We start from the raw sequence: 21,474 nt of genomic DNA, 5'->3' as shown, positions 1-21,474 counted from the left end.
ACGGGTTATATTTCTGTATTTTTCAGTCCAGTTATGCTGGCTTCGAGCAGCGTCTTCAGCTTTGGGCGCCATATTTCAGTCAGGGCGTCTTCACGTGTCACCAGCGATATGTTGCGAAACAACGGTTGCGGCTTACACGGCAGGACCAGAACCTGATCAGCCCCATACCGCAATACGTCTGTTTTGGGTAAAAGCGCGTACCCGATCCCGCTTTTTACGCAATTTACGATGGCTTCGATACTATCGAGGACAATCACTTCCTTCGACATCAATTGCATTTGATTTCGGTACTGGGCGATCAGCTTGCCGATGCCCGACGACGGTATGAAATGCAAGAAAGGATGGGACCCGGAAAGTTCGGTTAGTCCTTTTACCTTGCTGCCCAGCGGCGCGGCGACCACCATTTCCTCTCGGATCAACGTTTCGCAGCAAAGATCAAATGTCGCATCTGCGATTTCAGTTACGATTGCCGCATCCAATTGACCAACTCGGACCTGCTCGCACAAAGTCTCTGACAATCCGGTGCTGGTGCTCAACATTGATTTTGGAGCCAACTGTTCTGCGGTTCCGAGAAACAGGGGCAGGATTCGAGCGGCAGCAGAGGGGACAAACCCGATCCGGTAAGTTCCGGTCAGTTGATCGGTAGGCACACATCTTGATTTCAGAACTGAGTAGGCATCAACAATTGTCTTAGCGTCCTGAGCGATCCTTACTCCAAGTGGGGTCAGCTTGGGTGGCCGATACCGGCGATCGAACAACGTTGCGCCAAGCTCTTCTTCCAGCGATTTCATCTGCATGCTGACAGCAGACAGTGTCATGTTGCGCACTTCTGCGGTTCGGGAAAATGAGCTGTGCTGCGCAATCGCAACCAGTGTTTCAAAAGCTGATATCTGCATAAATTCAATAAAACTTAATTTAAATACAAAGTAAATTCGATTGAAAACAACAAGCAGGCTCTCACATAATTGTGAGCAGAGAGGATGGCCCAATGCTTGATCAGGGAACAAAAACGTATCAGCAAATCGCCCGCGAACTTGCTCCGGGATTTGCGGACCGCGCCAGTCACTGGGACGAGACCCACACCTATTGCTGGGGAAACGTACGAGAACTGACCGACGCCGGGCTTATGGGCATGACAATTCCGACCAGGTTCGGAGGGCTCGGCGCCTCATACCTTGACGTGGTTTTGGCCGTCGAAGAAATCGCCAAAGCCTGCGCGTTGAGTGCCAGGATCGTTGTTGAGGCCAATATGGGCGGCATCAGCGCAATCATGGCCTATGGCACAGATGAGCAACGCGACTTTGTGGCCCCGCTGGTCCTGTCGGGGGACAAGCCTGCAATCTGCATAACTGAGCCCAACGCCGGCAGCGCGGCGACCGAGATGCAGACAACGGCCCGGCGTATTGGCAGGAAATACCTGATCAACGGCTGCAAACACTGGATCACCGGTGGCGGCGTTTCGAAGCTCTACCTGATTTTTGCGCGTGTTCTGGATGAAGACGGAACCGATCTGGGGATCACCGGGTTTCTGGTTCACTACGATCCCGAAAACGGTATCGCCCCCAAAGGGTTCGATGTGGTTGGCCGCGAACGGACCATGGGGTTGTGCGGAATGCCCGAAACTGAGCTTCGTTTTACCGATCTGGAAGTTGACGAGTGTTTCGCGTTGGTCACCCCGTCGGGACTGAAACGTGGCTTTGCCGATCTAATGACCGCCTATAACAGTCAGCGTGTCGGGGCCGGAACGGTGGCCATGGGAATTGCAGCGGGCGCGCTAGAACATGCGAAAAGATACCTGCGCGAGCGTCATCAGTTCGGTCGCCCCTTGCAGGAGTTTCAGGGTCTTCAATGGATGCTTGCAGACATGGATACGGCGGTCCATGCGTCCCGTCTGATGCTGCACGAGGCCGCTGGAACTCTTGGGCCGTCTGGGTTTCCTGACATGATGATGGCAGCCAGGGCAAAGGCCTTTGCGTCTGAACAGGCGATCGAAGTTGTCAACGACTCCTTGCAGATCTTTGGTGCCCGCGGATACGGCGCACAGGAGCCGATCGAGCGCATGTATCGCGACGTACGCATGTTTACCATCGGCGGTGGAACCGCGCAGATTCTGAAAACACAGGTCGCCGGTAGTTTGCTGGGAATAAAAACGCCACAAACCAGAGACGGGTACACGAAGCTAGCCGAGGGTTGATAGCCTCAGGCCGCTGCGATTGCGATTACGTCAAACGGCTGATTTACCTGCGTACGGGCAGCTTCAAGGGCGGCATAAAACATGACAACCAACGCAATTTCCGTTTAGTGTTATGTATTATTGTGCTTCCACCCGCCGGCTTAACCACAGCGCAGGAGATTGGATTTGCAAGATCTGGAAAGCTGGCTGGCCGAACTTGGGTTGGAAAAATACTCTGAAGTATTTGCGAAAGCTGAGATTGATTTTGAGGTCCTGCCAAGCCTTGATAAAGACGATTTAATAGAACTTGGGCTACCGATTGGTCCTCGCCGCAAAATCATGGACGCGGTTTCTCAAATTCAACGACATGGCGGTGGTCCTGCGAATTCGGCCGTTGATGCAAAGGCCATAGAAACAACGGACTCGTCACCTGCTTCTCCCAACGATGCTGAGCGTCGCCATCTGACGGTGATGTTTGTCGATCTGGTCGGCTCAACCGAGATAGCCGAGCGTGCCGATCCGGAGGACATGCGTAATGTCATTACAAACTACCAGAACACCGTGGCCGGTGTGGTTGGTCGGCATGAAGGGTTCGTTGCCAAGTTCATGGGTGACGGAGTGTTGAACTATTTTGGCTGGCCCAGGGCCAATGAAGATGACGCGGAACGGGCCGTGCGCGCTGGCCTTGAAATCATAGATGTTGTTCGGAAAACAAAGGCACCTGACGGCACCGCTCTGGCCACTCGTGTCGGGATGGCCACCGGGGTCGTGATTGTCGGAGATCTCGTGGGCAGCGGCGCAGCGCAAGAAGCAGCGGTGGTCGGAGAAACTCCAAATCTGGCGGCGCGGTTGCAAAGTGTCGCGCGCGCCAATCAGCTAGTGATGCCGTTTGAAACGCGGAGGTTACTGGGGCGTTCGTTCAAGGTGAATTCCATCGGTGAACAGACGTTGAAAGGTGTCGGCGCTCCGGTCGAGGCATTTGTTGCCAAAGGCGAGACTGCAGTCGAAAGCCGCTTTGCGGCGCGCCGATCCGGGATTCTGACACCTATTGTCGGACGGGAACACGAGATAGAACTGGTGCTTGACCGTTGGAAGCTGGCGCGCGTTGGTCATGGTCAAATGGTCGTTGTCAGCGGCGAGGCCGGTATCGGAAAATCGCGTATCACGCGGGCCGTAGTCGACAGCATTGCGCAGGACGATCAAACCCGCATCACTTATCAATGCTCACCCTACCATGCCGATAGCGCATTCTACCCCATCATTCAGCAGTTGACCTTCGCTACCGGTATCGCGCCGACGGACACCCCGGACGAACGAATGGACAAGTTAGAGGCGCTGATCGATGCGGATCATGACACCCTCAGATTTGTTGCACCGATGCTGGGGTTGGACGGCAGTGGGCGGTACGGCGCGCTGAGCCTGACGCCAGCGCAGTTGCGTGCCCAAACCATGCAGGCGTTGATCCGTTTACTGGAGCAACAAGCCTCTGAGAAACCCGTTCTGTTGATTTACGAGGATTTGCACTGGATCGACCCCACTTCACTTGAACTGCTTGATCTCATTCTGGACTCGATCACCGATAAACCGGTTATGGTCCTTGCAACGACGCGACCAAGTTTTGAGCACGGTTTCGGCGGGCATCCGATTGTGACACGATTTTCGCTCAACAGGCTGGGCAACGAACAAATCGGTGCCATCATAGGAAAGCTGACGGATGGCAAATCGATGCCGTCCGAGATTATTGAGATTATCGCGCAACGTACGGATGGCGTGCCACTGTTTGTTGAAGAGCTGACCAAGACAATCCTCGAATCCGGGGCACTCAAAGAGATCAAGGGCGAGCTTGTTGCTGACGGTCCAATTAGCGCAATCGCTATTCCAACCACTTTGCATGACAGTCTGATGGCACGCCTGGATCGGTTGCAACCGATCAAGGATGTGGCGCAGACCGCCGCCTGCATCGGGCGGGAGTTCAATCATCGTCTTCTGGCTGACGTATGCCACCTGTCCGAAGCTGAACTTGGGGCGGCTCTGGATGGCTTGATCGCAGCCGAATTGATTTACCGGCGCGGATTGCCGCCCGAGGCAACCTACATTTTTAAGCATGCGCTTGTACGGGATGCCGCGTATGAGAGCCTGCTGAAAGAGAACCGACGGGCGGTTCACACCCGCATTCTTGCAGCCCTGGAGACCGACCCAGATATTGCGCCAGAGGTTTTGGCAACCCACGCCGAGGCCGCGGGCGAAACTGACCGCGCGATCAGCTTGTGGGAAAGCGCAAGTAAAGTTGCCTTCGCCGGGCCTGCATTTGAAGAAGCGGTACGGCACCTTAGACGCGCTTTCGCATTAAACGGCGACATGGCGGATGCCGAAGAGCTGGAAGGCTTAAAGCGAGCCTTGAATCTGCAGGTCCAGATCGCACCCATATTGCTGGCCCTGCACGGCTATGCGGCAGATGAGACAACTCAGGCGTATCAAGTTGCCTTATCACTGGCCGAGAAACTCGGGGATTCACCGCTTAGGTTTCCCGCACTCTACGGATTGTGGGTTGGGAACCTGATGACCGGGCGACATCAAGAAGCATTGAAAACCGCCCGTTATGTCACAAGCGAAGCCGAATGCTCGGGGGTTCGCGTAAACAAAATGACCGGCCACCGTTTGGTGGGCGTTTCTTGTTGTATGCTGGGCAATTTCTTTAAAGCGCAGGCAGAGTTTGACCTGGCGCTGAGCCTTTATGACCCCGATGAAAATGTTGGGTTTGAAAATCGATTTGGACAAGACCCGGGCGTCGCCATTCGCGCTTACCAATCTTTGAATCTATGGTGTTTGGGGCGAACGCAGGAATCCGAATACATGGCAAAAACTGCCGAAGAGGCGGCGCTGAAGTCCGATCACGCAAACACGGTCGGGTATGTGCATGTGCATGTTGGATTGCGTGATTTACTTGATCGGGCGGACAAGTCGGCGCTCCGACACGCCTCAGCTCTTCGAAAAATAAGTGACAAATTCGGTCTCAAACAAATGGGTGTTTACGCAGGCTCAATTGAAGCGCTGACCGACGGAGTTGGTGGTGGCGAAACTTGGGTTGAAATTTATGAAAGGTTTGAAAAGGGTTACAGCCGATTAAACGCGCGCCTTTATCTGCCAATATTCAAAAGTCTGGCTGCCTGGAAAGCGCTTCGCACAAATGAAATTAGCCTTTGTAAAACGTTTGCAGACCAAGCGCGGCTTGTTCTTTCGGAAACGCAGGAAAACTTCATCAAGAGTGATTTATTGCATCTTGAAGGTATGATCGCGCTGAAGATTGGTGACCACGAGTTGGCCGAGGAGTGCCTCAAACAAGCTGTGGAAGTCGCCAGTGCACAACATGCAAAAAAATGGGAACTGCGGGCGGCCATTAGTCTTTCAGCGCTTTGGAAGAGAAAAGGTTGGATCGAACAGGCAATCACCCTCCTTGAATCTGTCAGGAAAGACGTTGCAGATGGTGATAGTCCTGACGAAGTGGCAGCTGCCTGTAAATTCCTTTCAGAAAAATAATATAATCCAGCGGATTGTTCGCAAACGTGGATAGTGACGGTTAGCGTCTGACAATTGAACGTTGTGTGGATTCAGGTGCAGCCGATATGTACGAGCAAAGCGAACGGCAGTTTCGACAGGCTGCGTCGCAGCATTTATAGTGACAATTGGAAGTCTGCTCTGGGCTGTCTGTGAAGGCTTGCCCGTTGCGCTGATGCCGGGACTGCTCCGCATCCGAGGCCGGCTTCGAGCCTAATGACTCGGATGTTATTTCGTGTACGAATGGCAGCGAAGGTGACCTTATCAAGCGCAGAGCATTGGCACGTTCTGCAAATGATGTGGCGGGTGGTGCCATAAACTTTTTCGGCTGCACTGACCATGTTCAGTTCAGTCTCCAAGGAACGAACTCATGCCAACGCCTGACCGGATAAAGACACCAGATACCTTTAGGGACGCTCTTGTGAGCCTCTCGATCAATCGGGCAGCATTTCTACAGGCGGCCAAACTTCCACCGAGCATGTTTTCGTCAGAAGCACGCATGAGCACGAAGCATTTTTTTGCTATGTGGGACGCACTGCAGACTTTGGGCGGCGACGATATTGGATTGGATCTCACCCAAACAATGCATGGGCCGATGCTGCCTCCCTCCTTTCTGGTTGCTTTCCACGCCAAAACAGTTGGTGAAGCCATGCATCGAGTTGCACGGTTCAAAGCACTTTGCGCACCCGAAGAGTTCCGCGTTGCCACCTTCACATTCCTTGTGAACATGGTGCGGACTGGAACCGGGTATATGATCAAACCCGAGTTGGTCGAGCTGCGGCGTAGTCCAAGCGAAAGGCTTGAGACTTGGTTCTCTTGCCCGATCACATGGAATGCGCCACACGCCCGCCTGATCTTTGAAAAAGCCGAGAATACCACGTCGCTGACCGATCAGGTGCGGTGGCATCTGCGCCGCGCGCTGACTGCCGGTCGCCCAGAGCCGCGGGGTATCGCCCGCGATATGGCGGTCAATGAACGCTCTCTGCAGCGACACCTTAAGGGCCAAGGCCACAGCTTCAAATCGCATCTGTCGGACACCCGGCATCAGTTGGCACGTGAGTATCTGGCTGAGCCGGATTTCGACATCAGCGAGATTGCATACTTGCTCGGCTACGAAGATCAGGGCTCGTTGTATCGTGCCTTCCAGAAATGGGAACATCTGACCCCAGCCAAGTAGCGCGCCAGATTGGCGAAAAGCCCGTGCAAGGTGCCAATCCAAACCTGACCTGTGCCTCACCTCAAATGCAGATTGCACCGCCCTTCCTTTAATCGGGACCGGCCCTCCGGCCCCAAACCATGAAACTCGTTAAAATCAGGAGCACCGAAATGAGCGTTCAGCCAACCGAAGATCAACTGGCAACCCTCATCCGGAAACTATGGTCGAATTCTTCGACAAGTACCTGGGGTGGCATCAAAGCTCATACTGGTACGGTCAACTGATCCTGCTTTTGATCAATCAAAATGGCAAAGGTCCCGGAGTGACCTCTGCCTAATAAGTTTATCTGCCAAAGAATTCGGCAACTGCGTCCGTCGATGCCTTTACCGCTTCTGGCTGGTAGTAGAAGTCCACATGGGAGAACTCATCAAACGCCAATTCTTTATGTTCATTGGTCAACTTCTCGACAAACTGCGTTGAGCACGGGGCCGTGAAGGCTGAGCTGCTATAGATGGTCAAGGACGGCTGCACGATTTTGTCGGCATAAGCTTCCCCAATGGAAATCAGCGACTGCATACCCTGATCGCCAATATGCATGTTGGTATAGTTCGGAACTGCCACCGGCCCTTTGACACCATCGCGGCCGTAGTAATCGTAGGATTCTCCGGCCATCGGGTTGCCGCCCGATCCAACAAATTCTTCTCGGGATTGGTCATCGCTAAGGCCAAAGGGAGCGACATAATCCGGTTCGCCTGTTTTATACATCTTCTGCTTCGAGGCGTTCGAGGCTGCGATTTGCTGATTGACCACGTCTCGGTCGGTCCACTGGAAGGCGTCCGCTGCCATCATACCGGAAACCATGGCAATCTTCTTGATCCGGTGATCGGTCACGGCAGCCGATGCGATGATTGAACCGCCTTGGCATACGCCCAGACCGTAAATCTCGTCAACGAACGGCAGAGTGCCGAGGTAAGAAACAGCGTCCCAAGTGTTTTCGATCAGCCGGAACATGTAGCGGGACTGCTTGTGCTCCCCGGGCAGGGCAGGGGACGAGCCCATGCCGAGGTAGTCGAAACCGAGGTAGACGAAGCCCCGTGCCGCCATTTCCGGGCCGTAAGTAGCCGGGATTTGATCTTTGACCTGCGGGAACGGGCTGGCGCCGACGATTGCTTTGTAGGTCTTGGTCTCATCGAAACCTTCGGGGAGATAGAGATCTCCCGCCAAATCCACGCCAAAGGATTTGAAAGTGACTTCGTTTTTGCCCGCGGCGAGGTTTTGGGTTGTCATAGTCTTGGTCCTTTCAGGATCAGGCTTTATTGCGCCTTGCTAAAGTAAAATGTTGAGTTTACTTATGGTAGGGAGAAGGCTTTTGTAAACACATCATTTTACTTTTTGTGGTGGAAATCGTGAAACGCACTGATAAAAAAAGAAAAGATATCATCGACGCAGCCATCGACGAGTTCAAAGAACAGGGGTTTTTAGGGGCAAAGACCACCTCGATCGCCAAAAAAGCCAACGTATCGAGTCGCACGCTCTACAATCACTTCGAGAGCAAGGAGGCCCTGTTTGAGGCGATCTCACAGATCATGCTGGAGCAGAACCGGAGCATGGAGCCGGTTCCCTATGACCCGGATCGTGACTTCGTCGAGCAATTGAAGGCAGCCTTATGGCGTTACATTGCGGTGATCACTGATGAGAATGCCATTGGATTAAACCGGATGGTCATCTCAGAATTGATCCGTGACCTTGACCGTTCCCGGCAATTCTTCACAGAAACAGCAACACATGATTACCCAATAACGAGGCTGATCAGTGAAGCCATGGACGCAGGCGTAATCCGAAAGGCTGATCCGGTTTTTGCAACCAACCAGCTTTTGGCGCTTGTGAAAAACTTTTTCTTCTGGCCGGAATTTTTCCTCGGCGAGAACCCGACGCCCAAAGATGTTTTGGACGATTGCGTTGCGATGTTTCTAAAGCACTACACAGCGGATGTTTGACTTGTGATCGCGAACGCATGCTTGGTCTCGCGAATTGTGAGTTCGCAAGCTTCAGGACTATGATCGTGCAGTGAAAGTCCGGTTTAGCGGGCTGCACCGCAGCGATGGGAAGCCTCGAGCAATGGCCGGTTTAGGCCGAGTCTTTAACCCAATCGTTTCTTGAACCTTAGAGTTGCCGCCAACAATCCAAAAACCGCAAAGCCCACCATCCAGAGTATCCCCCAGCGCAACTCGTAAAGCGAAGCGTCTCGCAGGACCACACCGCGGATCATGTCCATAAAATGCGTCGCAGGCAGAATTTGAGCAATCATCTGGACTGGTTTGGGCATGCCGTCGAAGGGGAACATAAAGCCGGACATCAGGATCGATGGCAGCAGGACAAAAATTGTCATCTGCATCGACTGAAGCTGGTTTTGGGCAAGAGTGGAAATCACCAGCCCAAGGGATAGGCTGGCAATGATGAACAGCAATGTGACCACCAACAAAACACCCAACCCACCATTTATCGGGACATCAAACAGGACATGTCCCAGACCGAGAATAATGGCGACCTGTATCAGACCCAGAAAGATATAGGGGATGATCTTACCGATCATCAGTTCGATAGACCGGATTGGTGTGTTGATCAGCATCTCCATGTTGCCTCGCTCGCGTTCGCGGACGATGGCAGCCGAGGTGAACAGGATCATCGTCATGGTCAGGATGACCCCGACAAGACCTGGCACGATATTCACCGCCGACCGCTGTTCGGGGTTGAAGTAGAGCGTGACCTCAAACGTGGGTACTTGCCGGTTTGGAGGCTGTTTCAATAATTCGGTTAGGGGCATCGTCCGCAGGGACTTGATTGCGCTGGCAACCATCGTGTCTGAGCCATCAACGATCCAATGGGCAATAGGCCGACTGCTGGTCTGGTCCGTTGCGTTTGGCAGACCCAACCCGACGGACGGGCTGCGAGCAAGGCGTTGGCTTACGTCCTGAGGGATGATCAGTGCGGCGCGTACGCGGGATTCCGTAATTGCACGCTCGGCCTCTGATGGGGTGGTCAGCTCTTCAGTGATTGTCACGACTTGCGTAGCCTGAACGATCTGCGCCAACGTACGAGACAGCTCGGTTCTGGATTCATCCACCAGTGCGACAGGCACGTGCCGCAGGTTGGTGTTGATCGCATAGCCAAACAGCAGCAGCTGGATCAACGGGATCATGATGACCATGGCGAAAGTCATCCGGTCACGCCGCAGTTGCAGCAGCTCTTTCTTAAGGACGGCAGCGATGCGGCGTGGTGAGATCACGGTTCCGGCCCCCGCGTTGCACTGACAAACACATCTTCTAGATTTGGCCTTTGTGGTGTCAGGGACAGATCCGGGAACGCGCCAAGTTGGGCGCGCAGCATATCCACCGGCCGAGGTTCGGATTTGTCCACCAGCACCCGCAGACGCGAGCCGACCTGTGCAGTTGAGAGTATCTTCGGTGTACCGTCTAGTTCATGTTTGACCTTTCGCAGGTCCGGCCCTTCGACTTCGACCACATCGGCCTGCAAATCGTCCATCAACTGACGCGGAGACCCGTCCGCTTTCTTAACCCCGTGCTGCAGGATGGCCAGCCGGTGACAACGCTCTGCCTCGTCCATGAAATGCGTGGATACGATCATTGTCGCTCCTTGATCGACCAGATCGAACAGCTGCTCCCAAAACGTTCGACGGGTTTCGGGGTCAACGGCCGATGTCGGTTCATCCAGAAACAGAAGCTTTGGGCGGTGCATGACGGTGGCGGCTAGGGCCAACTTTTGCCGCTGACCGCCGCTCATACTGCCGCTGAGCTGATGGACGTTTGTCGTCAGGTCATAGGTATGCAGCAGCTCGTCGATCCGATCCTTGGCTGTTTTCACTGGGATGCCGTAGATTTCCGCCGCGAACCGGAGGTTTTCCATCACCGTCAGGTCGCGGTAATACGAGAAGATCTGGGTCATGTACCCGATTTCGTTCTTCAGCGGTTCTGCCGCCTCGGGCATCGACCGACCCAAAACCGAGATCGCCCCACTGCTGGGGGTCAGCAAGCCGGTCAGCATGCGCATGGTCGTGGTCTTGCCGCAACCATTGGGCCCGAGAAATCCATAAATCTGGCCCGTTCTGATCTCAAGGTCCAGATTGTTGACTGCGATGTTTTCCCCGAACCGGCGGGTCAAGCCTTTCGTCGAGACGACAACATCGCTCATGGCATGGGGACCTGCACTGGCACGCCGGCGGGCAAGTCCGGTTTTGCAGTGGGCAGGTCAATCTCGGCCAAGTAGACAAGCCGGGTTCGGTCATCTTGGTTCAATCCGTAATAGGGCGTGAAGGACGCGTCGTCGCTGATCCAGCGGATCACGCCGTCCAACGGATCGGCCAGCCCGTCAACGTGTACTTCCAGCGTATCGCCGGGCTTCAGATTGACGCGATGCGGCTCTGGAACGTAGACGCGCGCATAGGGGGTTTGGCCCGTGACCATAACGGCCACCGGGCTACCGGATGTTACGCGTTCGCCCAAATTCCACGGCAGGGAATCCAGCACGCCATCTCGGGTGGCCGTGACCGTCAAGTCGTCCAGAACGGTTTGCTCGGCGGCTACCAACGCCTCGGCGGCCCGTACATTTGCTTCGGCAACCGCCAGGTCTTCGGGTCTTGTGCCGTTTCGCAGCTCTTTCAGGGATTCCTGAGCGCTTGCCAATTCAGCCCGTGCGGAATCGCGCAGTGCCAGATCATTGGCCACTTGCGCTTCCGTCACGACCGAGTTCTCGACCAGTCTGGCGTTTCGATCATAAATGGCCTCGGCATCGGCAAGGCGGGCAACAGCGCCTGCCACCTTGGCTTCGGCTATCGCTATCTCCTCCTCGCGCGGCCCGACCTGCAGTTTCAAAAGCGTGGCCTGCGACTTTTCGAGTTCGGCCCGCGCCAGAGCTAGCTTTGAGCTTTGCAGCGTCGGATCAAGCTGAACCAGCGTGTCGCCAGCTTTGACGACGGTTCCTTCAGCTACCGGTAAACCGACTACGATTTCGCTGGCCGTCGCGGTCAAAGCGACCCGGTCGCGCGCCAATACGCCCAAGGCCACGCTGGTATCGGAACCCGAGCACCGGTCCAGAAAGGCGGGCAATACCGCCACCAGTATCAAGGGTATGGGGATCGTCATATTCAGCAAGGCTACGCTCCGGTGTCTGGTCCCCTTTGGGGCTGGTCGTTGAACCTTACAATCAGGAAATCTGATTTGTATAGATCGGCCAGTCACTACGCGCGTCCAGAAAGACCTACGCGGGCAGGCGCCCCAGCCAATCCTCTAACCTCTGCCCGATCAGATGGGGATTATCTTCCTGCAGGAAATGAATACCTTTTCCGATATCCACAACTTCGAGATTCTGGATGGTCTGGCGGCACCATTCGACCTCTTTTGGTCCAATAGTTCCTCCGGGTGTGGCGTGAAACATAAGCATCGGTATCTGGGTTTCACCCAGCCAGCGACTATAGGCACTGACTATGTCATGCACATCTGCGGGCGTACCGTCGATCGGAATTTCGCACGGCCACACCCGAACGGGTTTGCGGCTGCGAGCGGAGTGGAATGGCGCGCGGTAGTGCTCCATTTCTTGCGGTGTCAGGTCGCGCACAATGGCGCTTGGCAGGATTTTCTCGACGAACATGTTCAGGCCCGAGATCATCATCCAACCCAGACCAGGCGTCCGCATCATCCGAAACCCCGCGCGGAAGTCGGGCGGGAAGCCGGTCCAGGTCATCGGACGAATGACACCCTCCATGAAGGCGATGCCGCGTATGTTCCCGGGGTGCCGGTGCGCATAATAGAACCCCAATGCCGAGCCCCAGTCGTGAATGACGAGCGTCACGTTCTTCAGTCCCAGCGCTTTGATGAAGCCATCCACGAAGGGGACGTGATCGACAAATCGGTAGGGAATATCCGGCTTGTCCGACTTGCCCATGCCGATCAGATCCATCGCAATGGCGCGGCCCTGCCTGGTTGCATAGGGGAGGATGTTGCGCCACAAGTAGGACGAGGTCGGATTGCCGTGAAGAAACAGAACCGGCGCGCCTTCACCTTCGTCGACATAGTGGATGCGCTGGCCGTTCACCTCGACATATTTCGAGTCAAATGGGAAGTCGGGGGAAATCCCCTGTTGGGTATTCATTGAGTGGCCCTTTCTGCAGTGCGCGTCTTTTCGATTAAACCCAACGCCTCATCATACCACGCTGGTCGGGACCCCCACCCGACAATCGCCGTAACGGGGCCGGATGGCGGGCGGGAAAGGGTGCCGACAGGGATGACCAGGAACTTGCCGTTTTGCGTTTCAAACGGCAGGGTCGTTCCGCAGGTGCGGCAAAACACCCGGCGGACCTGGGAATTGGGCACATCGAAGGATGTTAGCTGCTCTTGCCCTTGCTGCCATTCGATCTGGTCGGGCGTTGTAAAGGCATTCGCAACATGGGCCGAACCCGAAGCTTTTTGGCAAAAACTACAATAGCACAGTTTGAACGTGGCCAAGTTGTCCTGCACCCGATAGCGCACAGCGCCGCAGATGCATTGGCCGGTAATGTCATTTGGGTGGTTCAAAGGAATGCTCACATCAGCTGCGATATTCGAAATACGCACGGACGGATGCGGTGAAGGTCAGGCCCATGCTGATGATCGCAATGACAAAGCCGATGACTGCGGTGGCTGGGATCGAGACTAGAAAATCAACGGCAATCGCCGCACGAATACCAATCATGGTGCGCTTGAGGATGGATATGACGATGCAGGCAAAAGTCGCCATGTACCCCAGCATCGTATAGAGCATCAGGTTGGCCGCTTGCGGCCCGACCAGCTCTCCTACTTGTAAAGCATAAAATTTGAATGCGACGAAGAAGCCAAAGGCCAGCACGATTTTCAGCGCGTTCAAAATGAAGATCACGCGTAGCTTTACAGGTTTTGATACTCCGGGTGTCGGATCGATGGCGGTCATGTCTGATCTCCGTTTCGGTTGGGGTCACGCAGCATTTGCCGCCGCGCCAGCGCAATGCTATCCATGTGGATAGGAAACAATTACTATCCACATGGATAGAAAAGGCAAGGAGAAATCTGTGGCGCGCAAACGCAAGACGGATCACGACAGTGCTGTGGCAGGGGCGCTGGACCTGTTTTGGCGGCGAGGGTACCATGGTGCCAGCACGCGTGAGCTTGAGCAGGAGACGGGGTTGACCCGGTTCACACTGCAAACAACGTATGGCGGCAAAGAGAAGTTTTTCCTAAAGACCTTGGACACTTATCTGGACAATGCTGAAGCCCGGCATTTTCCTGACCCAGACACCTATTCGCTGGATGACCTGGCGAACTGGATTAAAGGCATCGCCTCGGCTGAACGTATGCCGAAGATCGAAGATACGGGGTGCCTTGCCTTCAACTCGATCAGTTCCTTTGACCGCACAGACCCTGAGGTGAACGCCAGAATCGAAAGGTACCTGACCACTTTGGAAGGGCGATTTGTGGCAATCCTAAAACGCGCCAGATCACAGGGCGCTTTGCACGCGGATGTTGATCCGGTAGGAGGAGCAAAGCTGCTGATCGGACTTCTGCTTGGGCTTCACACGATCATGAAAGCCCGGACATCGGACCAGTTTCCACAGAGCTATGCCGAGGCAGCTGTTGGACTGATTGAAGGTTGGAAAGATCGGTAGTGATAAAAATCTGCAGGCGTGACTGACTGCTTTAAGATAACTTTGAAGGACTATTGCCAATACGCACGTGAGAACTATGGAGTGGCGGTAGGCTTAATCAATCCACTCTTCTTACAATATGAGTTGCGCAGTTTTGACCTATTGCAGCGTGAGCATTGTTTGCCTGTGTCAATGTCTGGATTGTGGGCTGCAACTGCAGCATTTTGTTCTCTACCCCAGTGGCTGCTATGGCCTGCGAACAACCTGGCACTGGGGGCGAGCTGGAATAGGCATTCGTGACCGCCAACTCTGCCGGATACCCGCCCCAGCTTGATGCATGTGAAATGTCGAAAAGATGCTGATCGGCCGCGCCGGGTGCTCTGGCATAGGTGTAATCAATGCCAGCCTTTAAGAACTCATCTTTATAGGCAACGCGCGGCGCTTCGAGCTGCTCTTGTTCATAATCTGCACCGAGACAAACAGGTCGGACTCCGGAATGGTGACCCTGAATTCACGATCATCCGACACATCGAAAATCTGAATGGAAGAACTCACCAACCTTGCTGGCAAACAATAGCTTTACTGGAACAAAGTTATGGTAATTCGCCTGCCTGAACGCGAAAGTGTTTATCTATCAAGGTAAACCTCGAACAAGAATCCCCTTGGGCTGACAATTGGTTCAGAGCCCTTGGCACCCACATTTCCGTACCTGAACCCATGCCTCAATGTGTTCGATATTCCTTAGACACGCGCTGTGTGGAGCATTTTTTAGCGCAAAGTCGCAGGGTTTAAGCCAAAGTCCTAAGAGGACCAAAACTGGCTTTGAATGCAAAAGCCCCGCGCAGTTTCTACACGGGGCTCTTCAATCTTTGATGCTTGACCTAGTTGCCAACCGAAACCGAACCGATCGACCAAAATATCGTCTCACCTGAGGCGTCGTCGACGCCGTCATTGTCGGTCATCACAAACGCCTCGCCCGAGGGCAGGATGGCCAGACCTTCGATTTTGTCCAGAACGTAACCGCCGGTCGAGGTCAGGTCGGGCAGCAGGTCGCGGACCTCTTGCTTACTGACCACCGGTAGCGGGCCACCCAGCGGGGCCGGGGCCATCTCAGAAAGCGGGATGCGGTAGATTTTCTTTGTTACTGCGCGGTGGTCGTGCTGGTTGTCGCGCTCGATGACATACACATATTCACCAAAGGCCACGATTTCCGACAGACCGACCCAGCCTGTTTCCGGGTCCGCCTTAGGATAGTGAACCGCGCCCCATTCTTTGGTGTCCAGATTGTAGGCGACCAGTTTCACGTGGTTTTCCGGGTCGTCCTTCCATTCGCGCTGAACAGCCATCCACAGGGTGTCGCCGACCTTGGTAATGCCTTCGAAACCAAAACGCTTTTCGACAGCCATCAGTTCTGGCGGCAAGCCGATTTCACTCTTGCGGTCTTTGATCAAACCGTCTGCCGAGACTTGGTAGATCGCATGCGGGATGACGCGGTCGGTGCGGCCTTCGGAGGCCACGTAGAAGCCGCCTTCACCGTCCAGCGTGATGCCTTCCAGATCCAGCTTCTGCGCAGGATTGCCGTCCTGACGATGGATGCGGATCACATCCACGATGCGGGCAGGGGTCTGGCTGGGGTCGATCTTGAAGATCGAAGGCTGGAAGCCGTAAAAGCTGTCATTGACCGCATAGATCATGCCGTCCTCATCCGCGACCAGACCGGACAGGGCACCCCATCCGATCAGTTCATCCGCACCTTCTGAGGTCAGATGAGGATAGTTGGCGGGGGCATCCTGATACTCGAAGATGCTGACATGCGCGCGCGGGCCGCCATCTTCGATCAGGTCTTTTTCGTTGGCCGAAATCAGCAGGTTGCGCTCGGGGATCGCAACGTAGCCTTCCGGGCCAACACCCGACGGCAGCAGTTGTTTCAGCACAGGATTAGCGGGGTCGGTGGCGTCGTAGACACCCACGACCGAGGCACGTTCCGCCCCCACAAATATCATCGGCGTGCCGCCAAAGGTCTCGGCGGTCACGCTTTCAGGCTCAACACCTTTGCTGTCCGAGCGTTTGTCGGGATAGTGGCCGATCTGGACTATGGCTTTTTCGAAATCGGTGCCGTTCTCGTAAACAACAGTGCCGTCCTTGTGGAAGATCGTCCAACCACGCGATCCGCCCTGATAGTCACCCTCGTTGGCGGTAGCGAAGTGATCGTCATCGATCCACTTCACCGCGTCTGGCTCGCGCAGGCGGCCCGGCTGGCTTTCGGTAAAGATCAGCGCGCCGCGCTCGTCGGTGGCGTCGATACCTTCTAGATCAACTGCACCCGCCGAGAAATGGCTGACCACTTTGCCGTCTTTGTCGACGACCGCGATGTGGTTGTTTTCCTGCAGCGTGACGACAGTTTCGCCAAGGTCGTTGATGTCCACGAATTCCGGCTCAGGGTCAGTCGGCGCAACCTCGGCCAGACCGGTCAGCGCGGCCATCTTCATGCCTGCGCAATCCAACATGCCGTCCTTCAGCGGCACCAGTGCCAGCGAGCCAGCGGGCAGTTGCGGGATGATGCCGTCATTCAGGTCTTCGTCGCGCTCATTTTCAATCGCTACGGCAACAAAGCTGCCATCGGGGGCGATGGCGACACTGTCAGGCTGACCGCCCAGTTCACAGGCACCGGTTTCTGCCTTACCTGCGATATCGACCGAGATCAGCTTGCCAGAAGGAGCGGTATAGCTTTCCGACGTGTTCACACCCACAAAAGCCGTCGCACCAACGATCCCCACGGATGTCGGCTCACCACCAACCGCCATCGCACCCAAGGGCGCAGGGTTTGCCGGGTCGGTGATGTCCACCATGCCGATCACGCCCAACGGGCTGTCGGTGTAGACCAGCGTCATGCCATCCGCAGTCGCCGCGATGATCTCGGGCGAGGTCTCACGGGTGGTATCAGCCCCCTCGGCCATGTTCTTGACGACAGGGAAAGACGCAATTCGGTTGAAATTCATCTCTGCCACGGCCTGACCGGTTGTCAGGGCAACGGCAGATGTCAGGCAGGCAAAGCGCAATGACATCGTTCGGTATCCTCTCTCACTTGGATGAGAGTGGCATGGCCGTGGTTCATTGCGGTTTTGTGAAGGTTCGGATTCAGTTTGATGACAACCGCAAAAAGGTAGGTCTTCGCCCGATTTTAGGAATGCGGCCATGCCTTCCAATCAACGGACTTCTTTGACATCACCCGCCTAAATAAGACATTCGGTTGATATATTCTGCTTAAGAAAAATTAATCAAAGCCAAATATTTCGCCCATCGATGGTTCCCACGTGAGACTCACCTGAGAGGAGTAAGTACCATGAAGAACTTTGCTGCTTTGGGTCTCGTTGCCATGACCCTTTCACTAATCGGCACCGGCGCATTCGCGGAATGCTACTTTGGAAATGATCCTGTGACCGGGATGGAAACAATCATCTGTAACAATGATGGTGGCTTCTCCAGCTGGGGCACAATGATCGCCGAGGCTTGATCACTTTAGAAAGTTAACCTCGAAATCATCAGGACGGTTGAGGCCATGATCAAAAGTACCGTTGCGGCTGTTGTCTTTGTAGCCCTCGCTGGACCAGCTTTTTCAGAACAGTTTTATCCGGCCGGCAGTCTTGACAGCATGGAACTCATCGGGCCACCGGCAGAACCTGGTACGATGGAGTTCGACAAGGAAATGTTTGCCGTCATGTGGCTGCAAGAAAGCAGAACCCAAGACCAAATCGATTTTGTCCAAAAGTCAGTTGATCTGGAACGGTTCGCCCCCATCGTGGCACCTGGGTTGTTAAATGTCGATACCGAGGTCCTTAGCCAAACGCTGGACCAGATTATTGATGAGGTTCGCGATGACTATAACGCGGTCAAAGCAAACTATGACATTCCGCGCCCATTTGTTGCCAATGAAGACGTTGAACCGGTCGCAACAGCCTTCCCTGTCACGTCATATCCGAGTGGGCATACTATCCGTGCAATAGTTTACACGTCTGTTCTTTCGGACATTTTCCCTGAGCATTCAGATGAGCTCGACGAGCTTGGTCGTGAAATTGGTTACGGTCGTGTCATAGGAGGCGTCCACTATCCGATGGACGTTACCTCCGGGCAGGTACTGGCTAACGCTTACATGGACGTCATTCGTGAACAGCCGATCTACCACGACGCCCTGAATGTAATCAAAGGTGGCAAAAGGGGATTGGATTCCGTCGGCCACTAAAAGTGCAGTTTTGGAAAAACAAGTCTGGCTTGCGCCGCTCAAAGGCGCTGTTCACCGCTGATGTCCCGACCTAGGCCGCCGCGTTTAGACCTTATCTTAGCGGGAACTACCGTCATGTTTGCATTCAACTGTTCGGGCTTAGACAAGGCAGCCAAAGGGTAGGGCTTAATGCTCCGGTTTTTCCAATGCGGCCGTTGGTGACGGCGCAGTGAAAGCGTGGGTTGTCCGCAAGGCAGTCATTCATGCCGAATGCACCGAATGACCGCACTGAATCCATTGCAGCCTAACTTCGGCGTCAGCCAGGGTTTACAGTAAGCGCTTAGCATATGTGGCAAGAGTCATTTCGACGTCTTGAACCGTAATACTCCCAACACCAGGAAGAACCTTCCTCAGTAGGTCGGCAATTATTGTGTTGAGTTGTGCTCGGGTTTGCTCGTCGCGACCGTCCATAAGCAAGAGAGTTGCATGAACGAACGTTTGAGGTTCGGTCCCAATGCGGAAGAATTCTACTGAAGTTGCTCGAATTTTTATTGTTGGTGGATCAAATACATCCTGATCAGCGAGGACGTCATACAATTGGTCGCATACCGACTGAAAATCAAAAGTTTTCTCAAGGCCTTTGGAAAATTCTATCGATACGTGAGGCATGAAGGTTCTTTCTGCTATGAGCGACCATATGAATTGTCGGCTGGACCGCAGAAATACGTTTACCCCGACAGATTGAACTATGACATCACAATCGCCCGCTTATCAGCTGTTTGTTCTGAGGCGCGCCTCTAATTCAAGAATCCGCAGTAGTTGGAGAGACGGAGGCAGGGCTCCAACACGTGTCCCATCGACGTCCGCACTGAGCCCAAAGTGCAGGTTCAAAGGACATCATCGCTCGCAACTCTTATTAGGCAGAGGACTTAGATGCTGGTATTCAGGCCCTATAGGTAATCCTTTGGGGTCTCATATGCAGCGATCACTGGCGTTAGCCTCAATCATCGTCCTTTCAATTTCCGCCACAGCAGGCAGGGCAACGGAAGACATTCGACTTGTCGTGCAAATCACAGTTGATGGGCTGCGCGGAGATTTGATTTCTCGCTATGAGGCCTCCTTCGGAGCGGCAGGTTTCAAAAGACTGATAGAAAGCGGTGTTTGGTACATTGACGCTCATCATCGACACGCTAACACCGAAACCATTGTTGGTCACGCGACCCTGGCTACAGGAGCCCACCCTTCTGAACATGGAATGATCGGTAACGCCTGGTTCAACAGGGCTGAAGAGCGGTTGGGGTATAACATTGAAGATCCAGACTACCCAATGCTGCCAGTACCAGGCTTTGGAGGAAACGTTGATCAGGTCGACCCGACTCAAGCTGCTGCTGCGACTTCGGGCCGTTCTCCTGTAAACTTGTTGGCGACGACGGTTGGAGACGAACTGGTCAAGGCCAATGACGGCCGATCAAGAGTTTTTTCCGTTTCTGGTAAAGACCGTTCAGCGGTTGCAATGGCAGGACATTCTGGAAAGGCTTTTTGGCTGTCGGCGGCTACAGGAGCATTTGAAACAAGTACATTCTACTACGACGCGTATCCCGATTGGGTTCTCGATTGGAATTCTAAACGCCCCGCCGATGCGAAGATCGAAAGTGAATGGTGGCCGGAGTGTTCAGACGCACCTTACTTGATGCAAAGAAAAGAACGCTCCTTTGTAACGAACCTTGGCGCGTTCGGTCGCATTTTCCCGCATTTCTACGGGACACCGGACGACGGTCTCTACTACACACAGGTCTTATTGTCGCCGCATGGGGACCGGATCACGGCCGACTTCGCAAAGACGGTAATCAAAGAAGAGGGGCTTGGTGTTGACGAATGGCCAGACTACCTAAGCGTCAGTTTTTCTGGCGTAGACGCAACCAACCATTTTTTCGGACCATCCAGCCTGGAAAATGAAGAAATGGTCCGCTGTCTGGATGAGACACTGGCAGATTTCTTTGAATTCATGGATCGAGAGGTTGGACGTGAGAACGTGATTTACGTGCTTTCCGCCGATCATGGCATGCCGGAAGCGCCGGAAGAGATGACCGAAACAGGGCTCTCGACATTCCGTAACTCCACCGAAGCATTGATGACGGCAGTGAATTCGGTCATCGCCGATGAGTTTGGAGTGGACTCCGCAATAAAGTTCTTTTTTCGTCCTTACGTTTATTTGGACAATGCCGCGATAGAAGTGTCGGGCGTTGACCGACGCGTGATCGAGCAACGCATCGTCGAAAAGCTAATGGCTGCACCGGGCATTGAGCTTGCTATGCCGACCGAACCGCTTGCTGAACAGCAAGGGCACACCCTTCAGGAGCAGATCCGGCGAAATTATCACCCGACACGCTCTGGCGACATCTATGTTGTGCAAACCCCATATTCCTTCCTTTTTGAGGACGGCCCAATTGCCGTAATGCACGGATCACCTTGGCGCTATGACACACATGTTCCGATCATTTTCGCCGGCCCCGGTATCACGCCGGCTCGTGTCAGCCGACCGGTTTCCACGGTGGACGTGGCTGTCACTCTGAGCACTATTTTCGGTATCAGCCAACCTAGCAGTGCTGCCGGAGAAACATTGACTGAGGTTTTCTCGGCCTTGTCAGATTAACTTCGCTTGAGCGGGGCAGGGCGGTTGCAAACGCAGCGGTGTTTTTGAT

General features: G+C 54.3%; 18 protein-coding genes. 8 read left to right on the top strand and 10 right to left on the bottom strand.

The annotated features are described in order from the left end of the window. Window positions 1-5 precede the first annotated feature (5 nt). Window positions 6-989 carry a LysR family transcriptional regulator gene (locus ACR0IY_RS08825; RefSeq protein WP_480672327.1) on the bottom strand — a complete coding sequence of 328 codons (984 nt, stop codon included), beginning with the start codon at window positions 987-989 and terminating at the stop codon, window positions 6-8. Between ACR0IY_RS08825 and acdA the strand changes: the two genes are divergently transcribed. The 3 genes from acdA to ACR0IY_RS08810 all read left to right on the top strand — a co-directional run bounded on the left by acdA (window position 989) and on the right by ACR0IY_RS08810 (window position 6,905). Next, a complete protein-coding gene (gene acdA / locus ACR0IY_RS08820; RefSeq protein ID WP_480672325.1) occupies window positions 989-2,194 on the top strand; it encodes a 3-sulfinopropanoyl-CoA desulfinase in 1,206 nt (401 codons plus the stop codon). The two genes, ACR0IY_RS08825 and acdA, sit on opposite strands and share 1 nt — an antisense overlap. Before the next feature lie 165 nt (window positions 2,195-2,359). Further along, on the top strand, window positions 2,360-5,710 hold the full coding sequence (locus ACR0IY_RS08815; RefSeq protein WP_480672323.1) for an AAA family ATPase: 3,351 nt from the start codon (window positions 2,360-2,362) through the stop codon (window positions 5,708-5,710). 388 nt (window positions 5,711-6,098) lie between these two features. Next, the gene (locus ACR0IY_RS08810; RefSeq protein WP_480672321.1) at window positions 6,099-6,905 is read left to right on the top strand and encodes an AraC family transcriptional regulator; all 807 of its coding nucleotides are present in this window, start codon (window positions 6,099-6,101) and stop codon (window positions 6,903-6,905) included. A 321-nt stretch (window positions 6,906-7,226) separates the two neighbouring features. Here ACR0IY_RS08810 and ACR0IY_RS08805 read toward each other — a convergent pair whose 3' ends face one another. Then, window positions 7,227-8,171: an alpha/beta hydrolase gene (locus ACR0IY_RS08805; RefSeq protein ID WP_480672319.1), complete on the bottom strand. Its 945-nt coding sequence runs from the start codon at window positions 8,169-8,171 to the stop codon at window positions 7,227-7,229. A 119-nt stretch (window positions 8,172-8,290) separates the two neighbouring features. Here ACR0IY_RS08805 and ACR0IY_RS08800 point away from each other — a divergent pair, with 119 nt between their 5' ends. Beyond that, complete coding sequence (locus ACR0IY_RS08800; RefSeq protein WP_480672317.1) at window positions 8,291-8,881, top strand: TetR/AcrR family transcriptional regulator; 591 nt, start codon at window positions 8,291-8,293, stop codon at window positions 8,879-8,881. A 143-nt stretch (window positions 8,882-9,024) separates the two neighbouring features. On the opposite strand, the gene ACR0IY_RS08795 is transcribed toward ACR0IY_RS08800, so the two are convergent. From ACR0IY_RS08795 to ACR0IY_RS08770, 6 genes are all read right to left on the bottom strand, one after another. Continuing rightward, window positions 9,025-10,170 carry an ABC transporter permease gene (locus ACR0IY_RS08795; RefSeq protein WP_480672315.1) on the bottom strand — a complete coding sequence of 382 codons (1,146 nt, stop codon included), beginning with the start codon at window positions 10,168-10,170 and terminating at the stop codon, window positions 9,025-9,027. Beyond that, window positions 10,167-11,093: an ABC transporter ATP-binding protein gene (locus ACR0IY_RS08790; RefSeq protein WP_480672313.1), complete on the bottom strand. Its 927-nt coding sequence runs from the start codon at window positions 11,091-11,093 to the stop codon at window positions 10,167-10,169. Before ACR0IY_RS08790 ends, ACR0IY_RS08795 begins: the two co-directional genes overlap by 4 nt. Then, a complete protein-coding gene (locus ACR0IY_RS08785) occupies window positions 11,090-12,043 on the bottom strand; it encodes an HlyD family secretion protein (RefSeq protein WP_480672781.1) in 954 nt (317 codons plus the stop codon). Before ACR0IY_RS08785 ends, ACR0IY_RS08790 begins: the two co-directional genes overlap by 4 nt. Window positions 12,044-12,158: 115 nt before the next feature. Further along, window positions 12,159-13,049 (bottom strand): haloalkane dehalogenase, encoded by an 891-nt coding sequence (locus ACR0IY_RS08780; protein ID WP_480672311.1) that lies wholly within the window; start codon window positions 13,047-13,049, stop codon window positions 12,159-12,161. Continuing rightward, complete coding sequence (locus ACR0IY_RS08775) at window positions 13,046-13,471, bottom strand: GFA family protein (protein WP_480672309.1); 426 nt, start codon at window positions 13,469-13,471, stop codon at window positions 13,046-13,048. The genes ACR0IY_RS08780 and ACR0IY_RS08775 overlap by 4 nt, the downstream gene beginning before the upstream one ends. Before the next feature lie 13 nt (window positions 13,472-13,484). Further along, entirely contained in the window at window positions 13,485-13,862 is a 378-nt protein-coding gene (locus ACR0IY_RS08770) for a hypothetical protein (protein ID WP_480672307.1), read from the bottom strand. A 118-nt stretch (window positions 13,863-13,980) separates the two neighbouring features. Between ACR0IY_RS08770 and ACR0IY_RS08765 the strand changes: the two genes are divergently transcribed. Then, on the top strand, window positions 13,981-14,574 hold the full coding sequence (locus tag ACR0IY_RS08765; protein WP_480672305.1) for a TetR/AcrR family transcriptional regulator: 594 nt from the start codon (window positions 13,981-13,983) through the stop codon (window positions 14,572-14,574). 860 nt (window positions 14,575-15,434) lie between these two features. Here ACR0IY_RS08765 and ACR0IY_RS08760 read toward each other — a convergent pair. After that, on the bottom strand, window positions 15,435-17,618 hold the full coding sequence (locus tag ACR0IY_RS08760) for an esterase-like activity of phytase family protein (protein WP_480672303.1): 2,184 nt from the start codon (window positions 17,616-17,618) through the stop codon (window positions 15,435-15,437). A 278-nt stretch (window positions 17,619-17,896) separates the two neighbouring features. On the opposite strand from ACR0IY_RS08760, the gene ACR0IY_RS08755 reads away from it, so the two are divergent. Then, complete coding sequence (locus ACR0IY_RS08755) at window positions 17,897-18,067, top strand: hypothetical protein (RefSeq protein ID WP_480672301.1); 171 nt, start codon at window positions 17,897-17,899, stop codon at window positions 18,065-18,067. Window positions 18,068-18,112: 45 nt separating this feature from the next. Next, window positions 18,113-18,793 carry a phosphatase PAP2 family protein gene (locus ACR0IY_RS08750; protein WP_480672299.1) on the top strand — a complete coding sequence of 227 codons (681 nt, stop codon included), beginning with the start codon at window positions 18,113-18,115 and terminating at the stop codon, window positions 18,791-18,793. A 306-nt stretch (window positions 18,794-19,099) separates the two neighbouring features. On the opposite strand, the gene ACR0IY_RS08745 is transcribed toward ACR0IY_RS08750, so the two are convergent. After that, window positions 19,100-19,441, bottom strand: a complete 342-nt coding sequence (locus tag ACR0IY_RS08745) for a 5-carboxymethyl-2-hydroxymuconate Delta-isomerase (RefSeq protein ID WP_480672297.1) — start codon at window positions 19,439-19,441, stop codon at window positions 19,100-19,102. A gap of 307 nt (window positions 19,442-19,748) precedes the next feature. On the opposite strand from ACR0IY_RS08745, the gene ACR0IY_RS08740 reads away from it, so the two are divergent. Continuing rightward, on the top strand, window positions 19,749-21,425 hold the full coding sequence (locus tag ACR0IY_RS08740) for an alkaline phosphatase family protein (protein ID WP_480672295.1): 1,677 nt from the start codon (window positions 19,749-19,751) through the stop codon (window positions 21,423-21,425). Window positions 21,426-21,474 lie beyond the last annotated feature (49 nt).

It is taken from the genome of Ruegeria sp. BC1 (assembly GCF_056539305.1).
The sequence above is the reverse complement of the archived record's forward strand: the minus strand, read 5'-3'. Positions and strand labels throughout refer to the sequence as shown.

Excerpts from the sequence above, each read along its gene's own strand:
- ACR0IY_RS08785 (WP_480672781.1), bottom strand. The coding sequence starts at position 12,043 with ATGACGATCCCCATACCCTTGATACTGGTGGCGGTATTGCCCGCCTTT.
- ACR0IY_RS08760 (WP_480672303.1), bottom strand. The coding sequence starts at position 17,618 with ATGTCATTGCGCTTTGCCTGCCTGACATCTGCCGTTGCCCTGACAACC.
- ACR0IY_RS08790 (WP_480672313.1), bottom strand. The coding sequence starts at position 11,093 with ATGAGCGATGTTGTCGTCTCGACGAAAGGCTTGACCCGCCGGTTCGGG.
- ACR0IY_RS08805 (WP_480672319.1), bottom strand. The coding sequence starts at position 8,171 with ATGACAACCCAAAACCTCGCCGCGGGCAAAAACGAAGTCACTTTCAAA.
- ACR0IY_RS08740 (WP_480672295.1), top strand. The coding sequence starts at position 19,749 with ATGCAGCGATCACTGGCGTTAGCCTCAATCATCGTCCTTTCAATTTCC.
- ACR0IY_RS08770 (WP_480672307.1), bottom strand. The coding sequence starts at position 13,862 with ATGACCGCCATCGATCCGACACCCGGAGTATCAAAACCTGTAAAGCTA.
- ACR0IY_RS08750 (WP_480672299.1), top strand. The coding sequence starts at position 18,113 with ATGATCAAAAGTACCGTTGCGGCTGTTGTCTTTGTAGCCCTCGCTGGA.
- acdA (WP_480672325.1), top strand. The coding sequence starts at position 989 with ATGCTTGATCAGGGAACAAAAACGTATCAGCAAATCGCCCGCGAACTT.
- ACR0IY_RS08755 (WP_480672301.1), top strand. The coding sequence starts at position 17,897 with ATGAAGAACTTTGCTGCTTTGGGTCTCGTTGCCATGACCCTTTCACTA.
- ACR0IY_RS08780 (WP_480672311.1), bottom strand. The coding sequence starts at position 13,049 with ATGAATACCCAACAGGGGATTTCCCCCGACTTCCCATTTGACTCGAAA.
- ACR0IY_RS08745 (WP_480672297.1), bottom strand. The coding sequence starts at position 19,441 with ATGCCTCACGTATCGATAGAATTTTCCAAAGGCCTTGAGAAAACTTTT.
- ACR0IY_RS08810 (WP_480672321.1), top strand. The coding sequence starts at position 6,099 with ATGCCAACGCCTGACCGGATAAAGACACCAGATACCTTTAGGGACGCT.